21 protein-coding genes and 1 tRNA gene are annotated in these 18,914 nt (G+C 52.6%); 9 read left to right on the forward strand and 13 right to left on the reverse strand.

Annotated features, from left to right (window positions below):
* Positions 1-13: 13 nt before the first annotated feature.
* Both ACRBCU_RS05100 and ACRBCU_RS05105 read right to left on the reverse strand, forming a co-directional pair.
* Positions 14-89: transfer RNA gene (locus ACRBCU_RS05100), tRNA-Ala, on the reverse strand.
* A 91-nt stretch (positions 90-180) separates the two neighbouring features.
* Positions 181-504, reverse strand: coding sequence for a TIGR02300 family protein (locus ACRBCU_RS05105; RefSeq protein WP_431364292.1), 324 nt, complete (start codon positions 502-504; stop codon positions 181-183).
* Positions 505-605: 101 nt separating this feature from the next.
* Between ACRBCU_RS05105 and ACRBCU_RS05110 the strand changes: the two genes are divergently transcribed.
* Positions 606-1,292, forward strand: a complete 687-nt coding sequence (locus ACRBCU_RS05110; RefSeq protein WP_431364293.1) for a M48 family metallopeptidase — start codon at positions 606-608, stop codon at positions 1,290-1,292.
* Between the two features lie 42 nt (positions 1,293-1,334).
* Positions 1,335-1,988 (forward strand): GntR family transcriptional regulator, encoded by a 654-nt coding sequence (locus tag ACRBCU_RS05115; protein WP_431364294.1) that lies wholly within the window; start codon positions 1,335-1,337, stop codon positions 1,986-1,988.
* 43 nt (positions 1,989-2,031) lie between these two features.
* On the opposite strand, the gene ACRBCU_RS05120 is transcribed toward ACRBCU_RS05115, so the two are convergent.
* The 4 genes from ACRBCU_RS05120 to ACRBCU_RS05135 are packed head-to-tail and all read right to left on the reverse strand — an operon-like array spanning position 2,032 to position 5,014.
* Positions 2,032-2,994, reverse strand: coding sequence for an OmpA family protein (locus tag ACRBCU_RS05120; RefSeq protein ID WP_431364295.1), 963 nt, complete (start codon positions 2,992-2,994; stop codon positions 2,032-2,034).
* Positions 2,991-3,554, reverse strand: a complete 564-nt coding sequence (locus tag ACRBCU_RS05125; RefSeq protein ID WP_431364296.1) for a peroxidase-related enzyme — start codon at positions 3,552-3,554, stop codon at positions 2,991-2,993. Before ACRBCU_RS05125 ends, ACRBCU_RS05120 begins: the two co-directional genes overlap by 4 nt.
* 12 nt (positions 3,555-3,566) lie before the next feature.
* Positions 3,567-4,295, reverse strand: a complete 729-nt coding sequence (locus ACRBCU_RS05130) for a GNAT family N-acetyltransferase (protein ID WP_431364297.1) — start codon at positions 4,293-4,295, stop codon at positions 3,567-3,569.
* Positions 4,292-5,014: a competence/damage-inducible protein A gene (locus ACRBCU_RS05135; protein ID WP_431364298.1), complete on the reverse strand. Its 723-nt coding sequence runs from the start codon at positions 5,012-5,014 to the stop codon at positions 4,292-4,294. Before ACRBCU_RS05135 ends, ACRBCU_RS05130 begins: the two co-directional genes overlap by 4 nt.
* 48 nt (positions 5,015-5,062) lie before the next feature.
* On the opposite strand from ACRBCU_RS05135, the gene sfsA reads away from it, so the two are divergent.
* Entirely contained in the window at positions 5,063-5,770 is a 708-nt protein-coding gene (gene sfsA / locus ACRBCU_RS05140; protein ID WP_431364299.1) for a DNA/RNA nuclease SfsA, read from the forward strand.
* 58 nt (positions 5,771-5,828) lie between these two features.
* Positions 5,829-6,644 (forward strand): type I methionyl aminopeptidase, encoded by an 816-nt coding sequence (gene map, locus ACRBCU_RS05145; RefSeq protein WP_431364300.1) that lies wholly within the window; start codon positions 5,829-5,831, stop codon positions 6,642-6,644.
* A gap of 10 nt (positions 6,645-6,654) precedes the next feature.
* Here the strand turns inward: map and ACRBCU_RS05150 are convergent, their stop codons facing one another.
* Together ACRBCU_RS05150 and ACRBCU_RS05155 are read right to left on the reverse strand one after the other, a co-directional pair.
* Positions 6,655-7,176, reverse strand: coding sequence for a cell wall hydrolase (locus ACRBCU_RS05150; RefSeq protein WP_431364301.1), 522 nt, complete (start codon positions 7,174-7,176; stop codon positions 6,655-6,657).
* 38 nt (positions 7,177-7,214) lie between these two features.
* Positions 7,215-8,174: an acetyl-CoA carboxylase carboxyltransferase subunit alpha gene (locus ACRBCU_RS05155; RefSeq protein WP_431364302.1), complete on the reverse strand. Its 960-nt coding sequence runs from the start codon at positions 8,172-8,174 to the stop codon at positions 7,215-7,217.
* 122 nt (positions 8,175-8,296) lie between these two features.
* Between ACRBCU_RS05155 and ACRBCU_RS05160 the strand changes: the two genes are divergently transcribed.
* The gene (locus ACRBCU_RS05160) at positions 8,297-9,151 is read left to right on the forward strand and encodes an AraC family transcriptional regulator (RefSeq protein ID WP_431364303.1); all 855 of its coding nucleotides are present in this window, start codon (positions 8,297-8,299) and stop codon (positions 9,149-9,151) included.
* On the opposite strand, the gene ACRBCU_RS05165 is transcribed toward ACRBCU_RS05160, so the two are convergent.
* From ACRBCU_RS05165 to ACRBCU_RS05175, 3 genes are read right to left on the reverse strand one after another with little or no spacing between them, the layout of a single operon-like run.
* Positions 9,130-9,726 (reverse strand): LysE family translocator, encoded by a 597-nt coding sequence (locus tag ACRBCU_RS05165; protein WP_431364304.1) that lies wholly within the window; start codon positions 9,724-9,726, stop codon positions 9,130-9,132. The genes ACRBCU_RS05160 and ACRBCU_RS05165 overlap by 22 nt on opposite strands.
* 40 nt (positions 9,727-9,766) lie before the next feature.
* Positions 9,767-10,933 carry a cytochrome P450 gene (locus ACRBCU_RS05170; RefSeq protein ID WP_431364305.1) on the reverse strand — a complete coding sequence of 389 codons (1,167 nt, stop codon included), beginning with the start codon at positions 10,931-10,933 and terminating at the stop codon, positions 9,767-9,769.
* Positions 10,934-10,963: 30 nt separating this feature from the next.
* The gene (locus ACRBCU_RS05175; RefSeq protein WP_431364306.1) at positions 10,964-11,860 is read right to left on the reverse strand and encodes a LysR family transcriptional regulator; all 897 of its coding nucleotides are present in this window, start codon (positions 11,858-11,860) and stop codon (positions 10,964-10,966) included.
* Between the two features lie 83 nt (positions 11,861-11,943).
* On the opposite strand from ACRBCU_RS05175, the gene ACRBCU_RS05180 reads away from it, so the two are divergent.
* The 3 genes from ACRBCU_RS05180 (at position 11,944) to ACRBCU_RS05190 (ending at position 15,479) form a co-directional block, all read left to right on the forward strand.
* Positions 11,944-12,576 (forward strand): class I SAM-dependent methyltransferase, encoded by a 633-nt coding sequence (locus tag ACRBCU_RS05180; protein WP_431364307.1) that lies wholly within the window; start codon positions 11,944-11,946, stop codon positions 12,574-12,576.
* An 82-nt stretch (positions 12,577-12,658) separates the two neighbouring features.
* The gene (locus tag ACRBCU_RS05185) at positions 12,659-13,984 is read left to right on the forward strand and encodes a calcium-binding protein (protein WP_431364308.1); all 1,326 of its coding nucleotides are present in this window, start codon (positions 12,659-12,661) and stop codon (positions 13,982-13,984) included.
* Positions 13,985-14,141: 157 nt separating this feature from the next.
* Positions 14,142-15,479, forward strand: coding sequence for a calcium-binding protein (locus ACRBCU_RS05190; protein WP_431364309.1), 1,338 nt, complete (start codon positions 14,142-14,144; stop codon positions 15,477-15,479).
* A gap of 5 nt (positions 15,480-15,484) precedes the next feature.
* Here the strand turns inward: ACRBCU_RS05190 and ACRBCU_RS05195 are convergent, their stop codons facing one another.
* Entirely contained in the window at positions 15,485-15,985 is a 501-nt protein-coding gene (locus ACRBCU_RS05195) for a hypothetical protein (protein WP_431364310.1), read from the reverse strand.
* A gap of 135 nt (positions 15,986-16,120) precedes the next feature.
* Positions 16,121-17,512: an aspartate aminotransferase family protein gene (locus ACRBCU_RS05200; protein ID WP_431364311.1), complete on the reverse strand. Its 1,392-nt coding sequence runs from the start codon at positions 17,510-17,512 to the stop codon at positions 16,121-16,123.
* A 392-nt stretch (positions 17,513-17,904) separates the two neighbouring features.
* On the opposite strand from ACRBCU_RS05200, the gene ACRBCU_RS05205 reads away from it, so the two are divergent.
* Positions 17,905-18,903, forward strand: coding sequence for an ABC transporter substrate-binding protein (locus tag ACRBCU_RS05205; protein ID WP_431364312.1), 999 nt, complete (start codon positions 17,905-17,907; stop codon positions 18,901-18,903).
* Positions 18,904-18,914: the final 11 nt, after the last annotated feature.

Consider the following 18,914-nt stretch of genomic DNA (forward strand, 5'->3'; position numbering starts at 1 on the left):
TTTCAAGAAAATTTGGTGGAGCCTAGGAGGATCGAACTCCTGACCTCCTGCATGCCATGCAGGCGCTCTCCCAGCTGAGCTAAGGCCCCAAACAGACACAGCGTATCTATTGCAAGCGGTGTCTAGGCAAGGAATGCATCGGGATCAAGTGAAAATCACAAGGCCCCGACGCGAATTTTATCAGTTGTCTTCATCTTCCGAAGAGACGTCCGCGATTTCGTCGAGAGACACTGTGTCATCGTCGTCATCTTCCAGCACGTCATCACCGAGATCCAGATCAACATCATCGTCATCCAGAACCACGTCATCCGTGTCTGTCTCTGCGTCTTTCGCCTTCTTCGTCGCGGCGTCTTCAGCGTCAGCTGCGATCATACGGCTCTTGCCGTTTTCCATCTCGATGGTTTCGCCTGTGTATGGGCTAACAATCGGGACTTTGTTCAGATCGTAAAATCGCTTACCCGTGGTCGGGCACAGGCGCTTGACGCCCCATTCTTCCTTGGGCATGGAAATTCCTCATGACTTGGTATTTAGACGGTTCACGGCAACTGCCATAACCTGTGAAGAGTGTCAAAGGCTTTGCAGCGATAATCCAGTTAGAGGCGTATATGGGGCAGCATATTTTATCAGGCAACCCTCCGGTTCCAATAAATTTGAGAAAATCCGCACGCGCAAAGCGAATTAGCCTGCGGATCAGTCAGCTTGATGGGCGTGTAACTCTGACCCTTCCACGCGGAATTAGCGAAGCAGAGGGAATCGCTTTTGCCCGTGAAAAAGAAGTCTGGCTAAGAGGACATTTGGAAAAGCGGGGTGAGGACGAGGTTGTTGGCCTTGGCTCTGAGTTGACTATCGCAGGGCAACCGCGCGTCATTCGGGCGGGTGTTGGCAAACGGGTCATTCTGGAGAACGACGCATTGCTCGTGCCAGGTGATCCAAAGCAGGTCGGCGCGCGGGTGCAGGCGTTTCTAAAGGCATTGGCGCGGGACAGGTTGGCGCTTGCGTCTGATCACTTTGCCGACAAGCTTGGCAAACGCTACAGCCGCATCAGCATACGCGACACGCGCTCTCGCTGGGGGTCATGCTCAAGCGCAGGCGCATTGATGTATTCTTGGCGCCTTATCCTGTGCCCAACTGACGTCCTTGAATATGTCGCGGCGCATGAGGTCGCTCACTTGGCCGAGATGAACCACAGCGCAGCATTTTGGGACACAGTTACGCGCATTCATGGCCCCTATGCTGAACCGCGAAACTGGCTGCGTATAAATGGCAGTCAGCTGCATTCCTACCGCTTCTAATGGACCACTTGACCCACGTCGGCTTTGTGATCACAACAGGGCATGCTGATAAACCCTCGCCCTTCTGAATCCTCACCCGCAGTCGCGCATGATCGTGTGTATCGCGCCCTGCGATCACGTATAATGCACGGCGACATTGCGCCAGGCCAAGCCATGACATTGCGTGGGATCGGAGAAGAATTCGAAGTTTCCATGACCCCTGCCCGCGAAGCTGTCCGCCGTTTGGTGGCCGAAGGGGCATTCTCTATGTCCAGTTCAGGCCGCATTTCAACGCCAGAACTCAAAAGCGAGAGAATCGAAGAACTCGCAGCTCTACGGGCATTGATCGAGGTCGAACTTGCCAGCCGCGCCCTACCTCGCGCCCATATGGCCTTGATCGAGCGGTTACAGATGATCAATAACTCAATCGCCGAGCAAATCGCCAAGCAAGACGCTGTTGGCTATATCCGCACAAATCTTGAGTTTCACCGTACGCTCTATCTGCGCGCCCAAGCCCCCGCGATGTTGGCGATGGCCGAGACAGTTTGGCTGCAACTTGGCCCCACAATGCGCGCACTCTATGGCCGCTTACGTCGCAAAGAACTCCCGCACTTTCACCGCGTCATAGTCGCCGCGCTGCAAGCCGGCGATGAACCCGGTCTGAGGCTTGCGGTGCGATCGGACGTGACGCAAGGCTTGAAAATGCTGGCGCGCTAACCAAGCAGGACAAGACAGGCTTTTTACCTCGCGCGATGCCGTCCTATTTCGAAGAAGTCACAACCGCTTCAACCCGCCTGTTGGCTTCGCGTCCGGCTTTGCTCACATTGCTTGCAACGGGCGCAAGATAGCCGACACCATCTGCCGCCACTTGAGCGGCTTCAACAGCATGCACTTCAATAAGACGTGTGCGCACAGAGGCAGCGCGACGCTTAGACAGCGCAATGTTGCCTTCTAAACTGCCTTCAGTGTCTGTGTGCCCAACCAATACCACGCGCTTTTCAGGGCTTTCCGACAGATAAATCGCGATCTGACTTAGCGACGAAAACGGCCCAGCGCCTAGCTCTGACGAGCCAGTTTCAAAAACCAAATCTGCCAAAATGACATGCCCGGTCACGTCAAGCTGTTTGGCGACATCAATTGATGCACCTGCAAGAGGAATTGCACCGCTTTGAGGCGTGCTTGCGATCAGTTCCGCACCCTTTGCAACGCTAATATCCGCACGCTCGTCTACTGCAATTTGGATAATCTGAATATAGGCGGCGGCGGCGCTACGGCTCACCAAAATAGAAATCGCGGACTTAGGAGCGTCAGAAGGGCCATGAACGGCGGAAATGAAACGGTAATCGTCCAAGTCCACGAACATATCTGGTGCATTGATGACATCAGTCCCAAACCGAAAATCAAAACCACCGCATGCGCGATCAGAACATTCGAATAGGACAGTATAGCCGTTCGACGTCAATTCATTGCGCAAAGGTTGCAAAAGCTGCAAGGGCGTGACGCCGCGACCTTCAACGCGCCATGCCTGGCGCGTTACATACCCTTCAAACGTTCGAGACGGGATTTTGCCGCCATCAAACGCAGCAATTGGAACCGCATAGCTCGCCAAGCCCAAGTCCTGCCCTGCCGTTTGTCGCGCGGACGCAGGCAAAGTCACGTCAAGCGCGAGTGCAAAGCTTGGCAACAACACAACAAGGCAAAAGACAAAGGCGCGGAAAATCATCGGTAGGACGCGTGATATTCATCATTCGGACGCATGTCTGTTGAGCTCGCGACGCGGTTGGACATGTTATAAAACGCTGTGACATTGGCAATATCCCAGATGTCGCGATCAGAAAAACCTACATCGCGCAAAGCCTGACGATCGCTCTCTTCGACAGTGTGGCTTTCTTTCGTCACATGCTCCGCAAACAGGCACATTGCGCGTTGGCGGGCGTCCAAATCAGCCGCGCGCCAGTTCATAACCAACATCTCGCCGAGCTTGGGATCGCCAGACAATTGGCGCACGGCAGCGCCATGCGCAGTCAGGCAATAAAAGCACTTGTTAATAGAAGAAGTGACCACAGCAATCATTTCGCGCTCAAGCTTGCTCAGCCCGCTGTCAGCCAGCATGATGTCGTTATAAAGCGCCGTGAAAGCATTCAGCTTGTCGATATCAAAGGCATGCGCCTGAAGAACATTTGGCACCATGCCCAACTTGTCTTGGCAGATATCAAAATACTTTTGCGTCGGCGCAGGAAGCGGATCAACCATAGGCAAATCGAGAGCTGTGGGTTTTGTCATAACAGGCGTCCTTTAATCGGTTTTAACACGGTAATGGTAACGCCCAATGAGCGTCATTCCCAACCCGGTGTAAAGACGGTTCGCTGCGTCATTAGCCTGTGTACAAATCACCGACATATGTGTCGCGCCTTGCTCACTTGCCCAAACGGCAGCTCGGCGCATCATCCATTTCCCAACGCCCTGCCCACGTTGGTGTTCAAGAATTTCCAACGCATGAACCATCGCAACCCCATTTTGTATGGCAACATATCCTGTTCCAGCGGGTTGATCATTCCAGCGCCCGAGCAAAGCGGTCTTTTCGCATGTAGACCGCTGCATAACCGCATACCGCGCGTTGTCGATGCCGCCCTTGAGCCAAATGTCATGCATGATCTGCAATGGCTCCCATATGGTAAAGGCGGTTACGCGCGGAATCTCAACATCCGTCAAATCAGAAATCGGGCAGGTATAAAGATTGACGGGATCTTTGATTGAATAGCCTTGGCTCTCCAGCAGCGAGTCCAGTTCTGCTTCGCCTTCGCGCACCATGAACAACGCATTTTGCCCAAGCGCTGCCATCGCCTGCTCTGCGCTTGCCAGATCACTCCCGTTTATCTCGCCTTCGACCGTCGCGGCAGATACCCGTTGCCCACCACCTTGGCCATCGCGGATCATCCAAGGCCCAACACGGCTTTCTTTCGCGGCGGGCCAAGTTTTCGCACAAACCTCATAGAGCATTTCAATCGTTGGAAGTGTCATCATACGCCCATCTCCAAAGCGAGACGCTCAATCGCAGCGCCAACTTGCGCGCTATCTTGCCCTCGGATCACAATGTTAGAGCCATATTTTCCGTCCTTTTGAAACGGGTAAGAGCCGATAGACAACTGCGGATAGTCATCTGCCAACTTGCTCAAAGGACCGGCTATGTCCCCCTCGCCGCGATCAATACGCAGGCTCTGACTAAGCAATGGTGCCCCACCTGTTAGCGTCGGCATCACACTCGCAACCATCGCTTTGAACACGCTCGGCACACCCGCCATCACATGAACGTTCTGGATCACAAAACCGGGGGCAACTGACACCGGATTATCAATCAGCGTCGCACCATCCGGAATACGCGCCATGCGAAGGCGCGCCTCGTTCAGCTCGCTTCCTTGCCGCTCATAATGCGCCGCCAAAAGCGCACGCGCATCAGCGCGCACATCAATCGAGACACCAAAGGCCTGAGCGATGCAATCGGCCGTAATATCATCATGGGTCGGGCCAATTCCCCCGCTCGTGAACACATGATCAAATCCATTGGACAGCGCTCTAACCGCGGAAACAATCGCGCTTGCATCATCGCTCACGATGCGCACTTCGCGCAAATCAATGCCATGCTCGGTCAGCTTGCCAGCCAAATGGTTTGTATTGGAATCAAGGGTACGCCCCGAGAGAATTTCGTCACCGATCACCAACATGGCGGCTGTAGGGTTTGGCATTTTCGGCTCTCCTTGCTGACGCATTAAGGAGGGTATAGGCCTTGCGTCATGCGCTTTCAAACCGATCTCATCCCCGCTCGCCTTATTCGCCGTTATAAACGTTTTCTTGCCGATGCGCGTTTGTGCAACGGGCGCGAAATAACAGCGCATTGCGCCAACCCTGGTTCAATGATGGGGCTGGCGGAAGAAGGCATGAAAATCTGGCTAGAGCCAAATGATGATCCAAAGAAAAAGCTGAAGTTCGGCTGGCGGTTGGTCGATCACGAAAATGGGCACTATACGGGCGTTGATACGTCAGTGCCGAACCGTGCCTTGAAAGCTGCATTAGAAGCCCGCGAAATCGATGGATTCGGTGCGTACGAAACCGTGCGTCCAGAAGTGAAATACGGTGAAAACTCCCGCATTGATTTTCTTCTGCAAGGCGAAGGCCCTGACACTTATGTCGAAGTCAAAAGCGTCACGCTAAGCCGTCAAACGGGCCTCGCAGAATTCCCCGATAGCGTCACTAAACGCGGGGCCAAGCATCTCGCGGAGCTTGCCAATATGACCGCTCAGGGCCACCGCGCTGTCATGCTCTATCTCGTTCAGCGCACGGATTGCACGCAAATGACCCTCACCCGCGACATCGACCCGACCTATACACAGGCCTTCAAAGATGCTCAAAGCGCGGGCGTTGAGGCGATTTGCCTCGATACAAAGATCACCCCAGAGGGCGTTTGGATCGGCAAGCCCCTTACAATTCTCCCTGCCCCCTAGAAGCCCGCGCCAATCCGAACTACATATCGCTCAAGAAACGCACCAAGGAACACCTGCCATGATCGGTAAATCACGTGGTCGTATGACCAAAGACGGTATTCGCATCTACGAAGACGCAGATTTTGCAGGCATGGCAGCGGCTGGAAAACTGGCCGCTGAAATTCTTGATAGCCTATCAGAGCATGTCTTCGTCGGCCAAACGACAGGTGCGATCGACAAGATAATCGAGGATCAAGTAAATGCCGCTGGCGCGACCTCAGCCACGATTGGTTACAAAGGGTACAAACACGCAAGCTGCATTTCGGTGAACCATGTGGTCTGCCACGGCATTCCGGGTGACAAAAAGCTGAAAGATGGCGACATCGTCAACATCGACGTGACCGTGATCGTCGATGGTTGGTTCGGTGACACCTCGCGCATGTACGTCGCAGGCAAGCTGTCACGCAAAACCGAGCGTTTGCTGCAAGTCACGCACGATGCCTTGATGAAAGGGATCGAAGTCGTAAAGCCCGGCAATACCTTTGGCGATATCGGCCATGCGATCCAAACCTTTGCCGAAAGCCACCGCATGTCGGTTGTGCGCGATTTTTGTGGACATGGTTTGGGCCGTGTTTTCCACGCGCCGCCCAACGTTGTGCACTATGGCAAGGCAGGCACCGGCTCTGTTCTAGAGCCGGGCATGTTCTTTACAATCGAACCTATGGTGAATCTCGGACGCCCTGAAACCAAAGTTCTGGCAGATGACTGGACGGCAGTGACCCGCGACAAATCCTTGTCTGCGCAGTTTGAACACTCCATTGGTGTCACCGAGACAGGTTGCGAAATTTTCACGCTTTCACCTGCTGGACGATTCCACCCGACTTATCAGGTCTAGGCGTCAACTGTTACTGAGCGGTTAGACCTTCAGTTGCGGGAACCGGTGTGCGCGACGTCACTTTTTCGGGGCGGCGTTTTTCATAAAACGCATTACCGCCCGTCGTAAGAACGTAGTGCATGTTGTTGAAGTTCGCTTTGTACCATGCCGCATGGAAAAACTTTGCATTCGCGATGCGCGGATGCCGCTCCCCGTGATAGACCGACTTTGCAGCGCCCGTAATGAGCGGCGCAGTGTGCAACTCCATGGACCTTGTCATAACACCCGGCGCAAACTGGTTTTTCTGACTGACAACGCCACAAACAGTATCGGGAAAGGCATCGGAATCGACACGGTTCATCACAACGCTGCCAACCGCAACCATCCCATCGCGACTTGAACGATTGGATTCAAAATACATTGCCCGCGCCATGCAATCGAGCTCTGCTTTCGAAGCGACCTCTGGGGCTTTTGATCGCTTTGCGCAACCTGCAAGCGCTGCGAACGCGCATAAAGCGACAATCGTCAAACGAATTCCGTTGGACTTTTGCATTCTCAAAACCGCCCTCACCTTTGTTTCCAAAGAAGCGTTTAAGCCGCTAACCCCTTGGAACCCATCGCCAAAAACTTTTCGCGCCGTGTCTTCACCAAAGCAGCAGCGTCCATACCCTGCAATTCACCAAGCATCGCTTCAATTGCATTGCTCACTGAATCCATCGTTGCTGAACGATCACGATGTGCGCCTCCCAGTGGCTCGCCGATAATGCGATCGACAACGCCCAATTTCAACAAATCTTGCGCTGTGAGCCGCAATGCCTCGGCCGCTTCGCGCATTTTCTCAGCATCCTTCCACAGGATTGACGCACACCCTTCGGGGGTGATCACCGAATAAACAGAATGCTCCAGCATCGCCAATTTGTTCGCCGTTGCAAATGCCACTGCGCCCCCAGAGCCACCTTCGCCGATGATCACACTGACCAAGGGCACACCGATCTGCAAACACATCTCTGTTGAACGCGCGATCGCCTCGGATTGACCGCGCTCCTCTGCGCCTTTGCCCGGATAAGCACCAGGGGTATCCACGAGCGTTACAACAGGAAGGCCAAATTTGCTCGCAAGTTCCATCAAGCGGATCGCTTTACGATACCCCTCAGGGCGCGCCATGCCAAAGTTACGTTCGATCCGGCTGGACGTGTCGTTGCCTTTATCTTGACCAATCACAACAACAGGGCGATCCTTGAACCGCGCCAAGCCGCCCATGACCGCATGATCATCGGCAAATCCGCGATCTCCGGCCAAAGGTGTGTAATCCGTAAAAATGGTCGACAGGTAGTCGCTACAATGTGGGCGCGCGGGGTGGCGCGCAACTTGGCATTTCCGCCAAGCTGTGAGGTCATCATATAGCTCAACCAGCATGTCCGCTGCTTTGGTATCCAGCGCCGCTGCTTCGTCTTCCACATCGGTTTCTTCATTGGCACGCGCCATCGCGCGAAGCTCTTCCGCTTTGCCTTCAATTTCCGCCAAAGGTTTTTCGAAGTCGAGATAGTTCATTGCGCGCTCACTTACTGAAAACTTACCGACTATATGGCGCGCCTCTGGGCTGGATGCAATAAAGCAAGATCAATCCATGCGAACTGACTAAACTGAGGGCACTTAGGAACAAGGCCCGCACAATGACACCCAACCCTTACGAAGATCGCATCTTGCGGGTTTTAAACCACAAATACGAAAACCCAGGCGCTGACTTATCCTTAGACACACTTGCCGATGTCGCAGCCATGTCACGGTTTCATTGGCATCGTGTCTTTCACGCGATGACTGGCGAGAGCTGCGCTCAGGCTGTGCGCCGCGTGCGCATGCACCGTGCCGCGTTCTGGTTAGTTCAAACCGACCTGCCCGTCGAAAAAATCGCAGAGCGGGTGGGCTATACCAATACGCAGAGCTTCACGCGCGCTTTTCGCGACATCTTTAAAAACTCGCCTCACGCCATTCGCTTAGGGCGAACCCAGCACCCCTTTACCTTTAAACCCCAGTTCGGAGACTCCACCATGTACGATGTCAAAATAGCTCAAACCCCTGAGCGTCGCCTTGCAGCGCATGCACATATCGGCGCTTACAACACAATTGATCAAAGCTACGAGCAGATCAGCACCATTTTCACGACGCGCAATCTTTGGCCTCAAGCACGGGGTATGGTTGCGATATATCACGACGATCCCAACACCGTCCCGGAGGCCAAACTGCGCTCTCATGCGGGCGTCGAGGTCGACGCAGATTTCGCAATGCCAGAAGGCTTGGAAGAAGTTACAATTTCCAGCGCCGAAACGGCCGTTCTGACGTTTAAAGGTTCATATGCTGGACTGCAGAACGCCTATAATTGGTTTTACGGTCAATGGCTCCCGCAATCGGAGCGTATTCCTGCAGATAGCCCCACATACGAGGTCTATCTGAATTCACCAATGGATACGGCTCCAGATGATTTACGTACCGAAATTTGTATGCCGCTTCAGCCCAAGAACGCTGGATAAAGCGAAGCAACCAGCAGCACCGCCATCGTCCAGTTAAAGGCGCGAAGGCGGGCTGCACTGGTCAGGAAGCGCGCCATCTGTTGACCCAGGACCGTCCAAACAGACACGCTTGGAAAGTTCACAAGCCCAAATGCAAACGAAACATAGAGTACTGAAATTAGGCTTTGGTCAGGCGTGTAGACTGAGATCGCGGTAAGCGCCATTGTCCAAGCCTTTGGGTTCACCCACTGAAACAAAGCGGCCTGCAGGAACGTCAACGGCGTTGCTTCGCTATCGCTCTTACCCTTCGGGGGCGCAGCGTGGGCGATCTTCCACGCAAGCCAAAGCAAGTAAAACACGCTCACGACTTTAAGCACTGTATGCAGAATCGGATAGGCATCAAACACCTGCACCAAGCCCGCGCCAACAAGGAAGATCATCACGGAAAAACCAATGCCAACCCCAAACATATGCGGGATCGTACGCTTGAAACCAAAGTTCGCGCCCGAAGCCATAAGCATCATATTATTTGGCCCCGGCGTTATCGACGACACGAAGGCAAATAGAACGAGCGCAGCTATAAGGTCATAAGTCATGCCCTATCGCTAGTTCATCAAAGCGATTTTTCAAACTGATTTATTGTACCAACCATTTTGCATAAACGCTGAGAGGCCCGCGGAAAGCCCAACCTCGGTACTGAACAGGGTCTACCAACTCAATGTTCTTGAAACGCTCAAAGAACATCGGCAGCGCGACCTCGGCAATCAAACAGCGCGACGCCCAGGCGCCTGCGCAGAAATGCGGTCCAGCGCCAAATGAAATTGCGGGGCCTGTATCGCGTAATACATCAAACTTGTCTGGCGCATCAAATACGGCTTCATCGCGATTGGCCGACCCAAACATCAAAAAAGCCCGATCCTCGGGATAAAACGTAACACCATCAATTGTGTCTTCCCGCGCGATACGTCTGGGGGACATCCCAATAGGTGACATCCAGCGCGCGTATTCTTCAAAAACAGCAAGCCAGCTTGCCTTGCCCTTTAGCACCAATTGCAACTGCTCAGAATGCTCCAGCAACGCAGAAATAGCGCCTGCAATTGCATCTCGCGGTTCGTTTTGACCACCCGAAATTGCCAGCTTGATGTTCGCGCGAATTTGCTGCTCTGGCATTCCTGCATTCATTGAAACGCTCAGCAAAGATTGATCGGGTGCCGCGCTCAATACAGGGATTTGCGCATCAATATGACGATCCACAGAGGCCGTGCAATCATGGCAATTCGCCTCAATCGCGGCATCGCCAGCATAATTTGCGCAGCCATCAATCATCCCTTGGCTGACACGATCCATCTCGTCGTAGCGCATATTCGTCAGGCCCGTCATCGACTTAAGCGCCTCTGCAGACACTGGCATCGCATAATCACGCACCAGATCGCCAGAACCCTTCGCTGCAAGCCGATCCAAAATGCCCCGCGTTGCGCTCACAAATTGCTCTTTCCAAACATCACGAACGGTGCGCGGCGATACCGTTGGAAAGATCATCTTGCGCTCGATCATATGCGCATCACCATCCTTGCGCATCATATTCTCGCCCATCAATTGGCTCATCAATCCACCGGGCTGCTCCGAGCTAAACACATGCGTTCGCTTTTCTTCGCGAAAGATTGCATCGCGCCGTGTCAGCAGCGTCGCATCCAATTCAGGCACAAAGGCAATTGGTGCGTCGCGGCGCATGACTGCCAGATCTGGATAAGGGTTCACCCAGAAAGCCGCGGGATCAATATTGTAGGTAGGTGCGTTTGACATGCGTCATGCTGCGCTGAGCAATATGTGCGGTCAAGCCATAGCCTTGGGCAATTCTTCAGCCAACAAATCAAATACCATCCTGATACGGCGCGACGTGTGCAATTCGCGATGCGTAACCAACCACGTTGGAAAAAGGATCGGCTCCATGTCTGGCAAAACCTGTTCGACTTCAGGGGTACGGCGCGCCACATCAACAGACATTGGGCTCACGCCGAAACCTTCTTTAACCATTTCCCAAGCAACCAAACCATTTTCGGAAATCACCCTGAAATTGCTCGCATCCAGATCAAGTCCTAAAGGGACAAAAAAACCGATACTCGTCTCAACATCTCCAAAACAAACGAAATCATGTTTGCTAAGCGCTGCAAGATCCGCAGGTCGCCCCTTGCGATCAAGATAACTGCTGGCAGCATAAAACCCTGCTTTGGAATCGTGCACCAAGCGCGCAATCAAGTCTGGTTGCTCGGGGCGCACGTTGCGGATAGCGATGTCCGCCTCTCGTTGCACAAGATTGCTAATATCGTTGGTCGCTACGACATCGACAATAATCTTAGGTGCAAGAATGCGCAGCTTGGCAATAATTCGCGGCAACAAATAAGCTGCGAAAATGTCGGACGCGGAAATGCGTACAAGTCCTTCGACCGCTTGCGATTGGCCTGATGCAACCATTGAAATGCGCCCTGCCGCCTCGGCCATCGCGCGCACATGCTCTGCCAGATCAAGACCCGATTGCGTCACCACAAGCGAACGCCCTGCCCTTTCAAACAAAGTGACATTCAATTCTGCCTCTAGCGCTGTAATTTGACGGCCAATCGTTGGCTGTGTCTGCTGCAAAGCACGCGCAGCGGCTGACAGCGAACCCGTCTCCACCACGGCCAAAAACGCCCGCGTTTGGTTCCAGTCAAATGAAATCGCCTGCCAATTCATGCAAATACGCATAACACAAAGACGAAATTCGGCAATTCCTAGTTGATACTTGCATGGGTAAAACAAAGCCAAAGGAGATCAACATGAAAAACGAAGCTACATTTTGGGACAATATTTCTGAAAAATACGCACGTGATCCCATCAAGGATATGGACGCATATACATATACGCTTGAGCGCACGCGAAGCTATCTGAAAACAAGTGATCAGGTCTTGGAGATAGGTTGCGGCACAGGTTCAACGGCGTTGCTTTTGGCTGAAAACGTAGAGACATACCATGGAACTGATATTTCATCCGGCATGATCAAAATCGCGCGGCGTAAAGTAGCAGAAACCAGCCTCTCCAACCTCAGTTTTGAAGCGCATCCCGCACTTTCTGGTATCCACGTCCATGACGATTTGGACGCGATTCTGGCCTTCAATCTCATTCACTTGGTAAAAGACATTCCCGCAACGTTCGCCGCCGCCCATGCGGCGCTGAAACCAGGTGGACTTTTGATTACCAAAACCCCGTGCCTCAAATCCGCTAGTTTCAAGTTCCAATTGATCTTCAAAGTAATACCCCTCGCCCAGATGTTAGGCAAAGCGCCATTTGTTCACTTTTTCTCGGTGCAGGCATATGATCAAATGATCGAAAATGCCGGCTTTGAAATCATCGAAAGCGGAAACCATCCTATTAACCCGCCTAACAGGTATGTGGTCGCGCGCAAACTTTGATCCATGTGAGTGCGCATGATCCTTGACCCATAAACAACTTGAGCTCTAAATTTCCAAGATTAGCAAACGCATTGGAAAAAAAATGACAACAATTCTCACAAACGTTACGGCAACCCAAAGTCTCACCGGAGACGACGTACTATTTATCGATCAAGTGGGCTCGGTAAATGTAGTTGGCGCACATGCAATCTCTAATTCTGGTCCTGATAACCTCAGCCTGATACATGGATTAGCAGCGGCCTCTAATACCGTGGTCTATTTCTCAGGAACCGCCGTTGATAGTACTGTGTCTATCGGTGAAACGGGCCGTGTTGTTGGCCTTAGCCAAGCGCACTTCGCAGTTTATACCTCTGGCACGCGCACGAACATTGTGAACCATGGCCAAATCTCAGGTCCCTATGCTGTCAGTCTAAGTGGTACGGATTCAGTTTTAACAAATACGGGTCTCATAGAAGCCTTGTCCGGCGTCGGCAGTAACGTTGGCGGCGTGTTGATGTATGGCGATTCTGAAACAGTCATGAATTCAGGCCATATTTTCGGAAAAAGTTTCGGAGTTGGAGCAAGGGTCTCAGCACCGACTAACGGCACAATCATAAATTCAGGCCAAATCACTGGCGATGTCGGCGTTTTGTTCGAGAGTGGTACAGACGTACGGCTAGAAAACAGCGGAACGATCACCGGTACCAGCGGTAAAGCTTTGTATTTAGATATCGACAAAGCTTATGTTCTGAACACTGGCACCATTGTCGGTGACGTTGAATTTGACAACACAGGCGGCTTTCTCAAAAACTCCGGAGAGATCCACGGCGACGTAATCCTCGACGAGACGGGCAGCTATTACAAAGGGGCTGTCGACGGTTGGGTGTCTGGCGGTGTTCGCGGAAATATCGGCAACGACACGATCTACGGTGCATCCGGATTTGACTATATCGAAGGTGGCGAAGGCAACGATTACGTCAAGGGCCGCGCTGGCAACGATCGCATTTTTGCAGATGAGGGCGCGGACACGGTTCGCGGCAATGACGGCGATGACGAGATCGAAGGCAACAAAGGCACTGACCTCCTTTTTGGTGGACGCGGCGACGACACTATTCGCGGTGGCGGCGGCAATGACACGATCAAAGGCGGTAGCGGCGATGACGAGCTAACGGGCGGATCAAACGCAGACGTGTTCATCTTCGGATTCCGCAGCGGAATCGATGAGATCACCGATTTCAACAACAACACCGACAAGCTTGACCTCTCCGCGCTGGCCCTCACAGATGTTTCAGATTTAACCGCTGCGAGCGCAATCGTTGCCAATGGCTCAGGGTCGATCATTGATCTAACCGCCCTCGGTGGCGACGGCGCGATCTACGTAGAAGACATGGCTGTCGGACAATGGAACAACGCTGACTTTATTTTCTAAAAATCGGCGGAACTACGCCTAAAAATCATTCCTGTTAGATTAAAGTAATGCCCTTCGCTATTATTGCGGAGGGCAAATAATATATATGGAAGATGCCATACCTATATTTCTATGGCCATTAAACTGTAACAATTACTCAGCTTATTGGAGGCTTATTATGACAACAACAATTATTTCCAGTGCAATGACAACAACTCAAACGATGGATGGCAACGATATTATCTTGCTCACTCCAACTGGGTCAGTTGTAATGCTCGGCTTAGAAGCTTTTCTTTCGACAGGTGCCAATGATCGTTTGGTCGTGAGCGGCTATGTCGCGTCAGATTATGCTGCGATTTATTCGGCTGAGAAAGGTTTTCAATTTCACCTGACGTCTACAGGCGTGGTGCAAAACATTTCAAACGATAATTTTGCGGCGTACTTTTTCGGGGGCGATGCAAATATTCTCGTCGATGGTGCAATTTCCGGTGCTGTTGGCATGACAATCTCGGGCATCAACTCAGAGTTGGTCAATACAGGCGCAATCAACGGGTTAGGCAATTCTCTCGATGATACTGGCACGGGTACCGCGTTGCAGGCGAATGGCGAGAACCTGCTGGTGAACAACTCTGGCCAAATGATCGGAACGCGCACAGGGGTTGATGACAACTACGGCGCCGCGAACAATCTTTATTTGATCAACTCTGGCGAAATCTCTGGCAGCGAGGCTGGGGTACGCTTGTTAAGCGGCAGCGATCAATTCATCGAAAACACGGGCGTCATTAGTGCTTCCAACGGATTTTCACTCGATATAGCAGCGGGCGGCGTCGAGGTTCGCAACTACGGCTTGCTTGACGGAGACGTTCAGATGATCGGCGAGGATAGCGAGCTGGCGAATCTGGGAACAATCCTCGGGGATGTCACGTTTGGCGATGGCACAGACACCTTCCAAGGAAAGTTGAATGGCTTTGTCGATGGCGCAGTCTACGGCAATCTTGGTGATGATACGCTCCGCGGAAGCGCGCGCGATGATGAGTTTTATGGCGGCGCAGACAATGACTCCCTAAAGGGCAACGATGGCGACGATCTTCTGTATGCAGGTGGCGGCGATGATACAATTCGCGGCAATCTTGGCGATGACCAGATCGAAGGCAATCAAGGACAGGATTGGATTCTCGGCGGGCGCGGCGACGACAATATCAAAGCTGGATCTGGCATGGACACGATCAACGGGGGCAAGGGCGATGATGTCATGACGGGCGGCACGGGCGCAGATGTCTTTGTGTTCGCCCGCAAAAGCGGAGATGACGAGATCACCGACTTTAACAACAACACCGACAAATTGGATCTATCCGCTTATGGGATTAGCTCACGTCAGGATTTGACCGATGCCAACGCAATACTAGCTGACGGTGCAGGCTCGATCATTGATCTGCGCCAGATTGGCGGCGACGGAGTGATCTACGTGGAAGACATGGGTGTTGGTCAATGGAGCAATCCCGACTTCATTTTCTAGCACGCTTAAACAAACTCACGCACCACAGCTTTCAATAGCAGTCTCGAATAGAGCGTGTGAAAGCGCAAAAATAGCCGATACGTGCCCCCCATTTGCGGAGCACCATCTGCTGCCTTGCCAGTCGGCAACACCGCGCTGCCAAAAAACAAATGCGTTTCTCCTTCTCGCGAGATACGCATTAGCCAAGTGCGGATCGGCCCGCCGCCGACTGCCAGTAGGATTTGATCCGCATCGCGCGACTCGACGCTCCAGAGCGCCAAACTATCGGACTCACCTGTTGCCAGTCTTTGCACATCATGGGATCGACTTGCTACGCGCGCGAAAAGGGCAAGCAACTTTCGCTCTAGTCGAAACACCCAAGTGTCAAAGAATGTGCTGATAAAGGTTTGCAGTGAAACATCACCTTCAACACCTGCTTTGAAACAATCGACATACGCGCCGGGGATCTCGGCATAGCGCGAAAGCGTGGCCCCTTTAGGTAAGGGCGAAGCAGAAACCGATGCCATCATCTTTCCTCTCGCAAAAACATACGGCACCGTATGCTTACATTGCTAAGATGTCAAATCCAATGACTTTTGCTTGGCGCGCAAAAATAGCGCCGCGCAATCCCTTGCACGGCGCTCCTTTTGTGGTCGTCTAATTTAAGCGAAAACGCGACCCAAAGCTTGATCGACGGCATTGGTAATTTGATCAATATCATCCGCCGTCGCAATCAATGCAGGAGAGAAGCAAAGCGTGTTGTTCTTTCCCGGGATCGAACGGTTGGTCGCTCCGATGATCACGCCTTGCGCCATACAGTCAGCAACAACTGCTCCGACCATCTTTTCTGACATTGGCTCTTTTGTTGTACGGTCCGTCACCAGTTCAGCACCAATAAATAGACCTTTGCCGCGCACATCCCCAATCACGGGGTACTTTTCAGCCAATACATTCAAGTTTGCGACCATGCGATCCCCCATGAGCAGCGTATTGTCGAGAAGTCCTTCATCCTCGATGATACGCATGTTTTCCAGAGCGGCCGCAGGGCCAGCCGTGCACCCGCCAAACGTGGAAATATCGCGGAAGTAGTTCAGCGGATCGGAACTATCATCTTTGAACATCTCAAAGACTTCTTCCGTCGTCACGCAGCATGAAATCGCCGCATAGCCAGAGGCAACGCCCTTTGCCATCGTTACGATATCAGGCTTGATGCCGTAATTCTGATATCCGAACCACGTTCCCGTACGACCAACACCACACACGACTTCGTCGATGTGCAATAGAACATCATACTTTTTGCAGATTTCCTGAACGCGCTCCCAATAACCCTCTGGCGGAGTGATAACGCCGCCGCCAGCAGTCACAGGTTCAAGGCACAGCGCACCAACAGTGTCTGCACCTTCGCGCAGGATCACTTCTTCGATCTGGTTCGCCGCCCAAACGCCATATTCCTCTTCAGGCGCGCCGTCCTGCTCGTGCTTGCGGTACTCCATGCAATGAGGCACGCGAATGAAACCGGGGGCAAACGGTCCGTACTGTGCGTTGCGCTCGTCCTGACCACCCGCTGACATCGACGCAATGGTTGACCCGTGATAGTCGCGATCGCGATACAAAATCTTGTGCTTCTTGCCGCCATAGCGCTTGTGCGCAATTTGACGAACGATCTTAAAGCCTTTCTCATTCGCTTCAGATCCAGAATTCGCGTAGTAAACTCGGCTCATCCCCGGCATTTTCGTGATTAGCTTTTCAGCGAACATTGCGCCTGGAATAGACCCTGTCGTGCCACCAAAGAAGTTCATCTTAACCAGTTGATCGCGCACGGCATTTGCAATGCTTTCGCGGCCATAGCCAACGTTAACCGTCCAAACACCGCCAGACACCGCATCAATGTGCTCTTTGCCATGTTGGTCCCAGACCTTCATGTCCTTGCCTTCGATGATGATCTTAGGCTCTCCGGTTTCAAAACCCTTGTGCTGTATCAGATGGTGCCAAACATGTGCACGATCTGCATCGACCACTTTCGAATAGTCGTTGTCGTTAAACGTACCGTCCATCTTTATAACCCTCGTTTGATCTGCGCACACCGCGCGTGAAAGCATCCCCGTTCTTTCAGAGATTTGATCTGCCTAATTCATATTCAAAATTGAGTCTCGGATAGGGCCAGATTGATCGCCAGTCTAAGTCCAAAATGAAAGTGCTTCGCGTTAATCACGCGTAGAGATCGCGTATATCCTCATGAAAAATCAGAAGTATTTTCAGAAAAGTGAGTTGCTCGCCACGCTCAAACATGACTTTGTGCGTGGCGAGCGATGCAAAAACGATTTGCAATAAGTGCGAATCTGACGTGCTTTATTCATCGCAAATACCCCGCTTGTCGGGATTCTGTGTGTACCGACAAAAAGTCGGGCAAAGCGCCCTCGGGCGTACAACTAGGGAGACTACTAAGATGACATTTAAATCCAAGCTCATGAGTGCAGTTGCTGGCGTTGCGATGCTTTCAGGCGCGCAAGCAATGGCAGACGGTCACGGCGGTATCACTGTCGGCTATTTCCTAGAGTGGCCGATGCCATTCCAGTTTGCCAAAGCAGAGGGCATGTATGACGAGGCCCTCGGCACAGAAGTGAAATGGGTATCTTTTGACACAGGGACAGCAATGTCCGCAGCGATGGCGTCTGGCGACGTTCAGCTGTCCGTTTCGCAAGGCATCCCACCTTTTGTTGTTGCGACATCAGCAGGTCAAGACCTTCAGGTTGTCGACGTAGCAGTATCTTATGCCGACAATGACAACTGTGTCGTCGCCGCCGCGCTTGAGATCGACAAAGATTCAGCAGGCGAGCTTGCTGGCAAAAAGGTTGCGGTTCCGCTCGGTACAGCGGCGCACTACGGCTTCTTGAAACAGATGGCTCACTTCGGTGTTGACGTTGATGGCCTCACTGTTGTGGACATGGCACCAGCAGAGGGCCAAGCAGCTCTCGCGCAAGGCGCTGTTGACATGGCTTGCGGCTGGGGCGGCGCGCTGCGTCGTATGAAAGAGTCAGGCAACATCCTTCTGACAGGCGCAGAAAAGATGGAACTGGGCATTCTCGTATTTGATGCGACGACTGGTCCAACATCCTACATCGCAGAAAACGGTGATATGGTCGCGAAGTTCCTGAAAGTCACAGCAGAGGCAAACGCGATGTGGGCAGATGAAGCCAACCACGCGAAAATGCTGCCGGTGATCGCGAAAGATGCCGGTATGTCCGAAGAGGATGCGGCATCCAGCCTCTCCACTTTCGAATTCCCTGACGTAGCCGGCCAGTTGTCCGATGCGTGGCTCGGTGGCACAGCGCAAGAGTTCATGAAGGGCGTAGCAGACGTCTTCGTGGCGGCGGGTTCAATCGACGCGGCGAAAGCATCCTATACTGACAACGTGAACACAGGCCCGCTTGAAGCAATCAAGTAAGACCTAGCAAT

The sequence above is a fragment of the Planktotalea sp. genome (genome assembly GCF_050633725.1).
Lineage (GTDB): Bacteria > Pseudomonadota > Alphaproteobacteria > Rhodobacterales > Rhodobacteraceae > Planktotalea.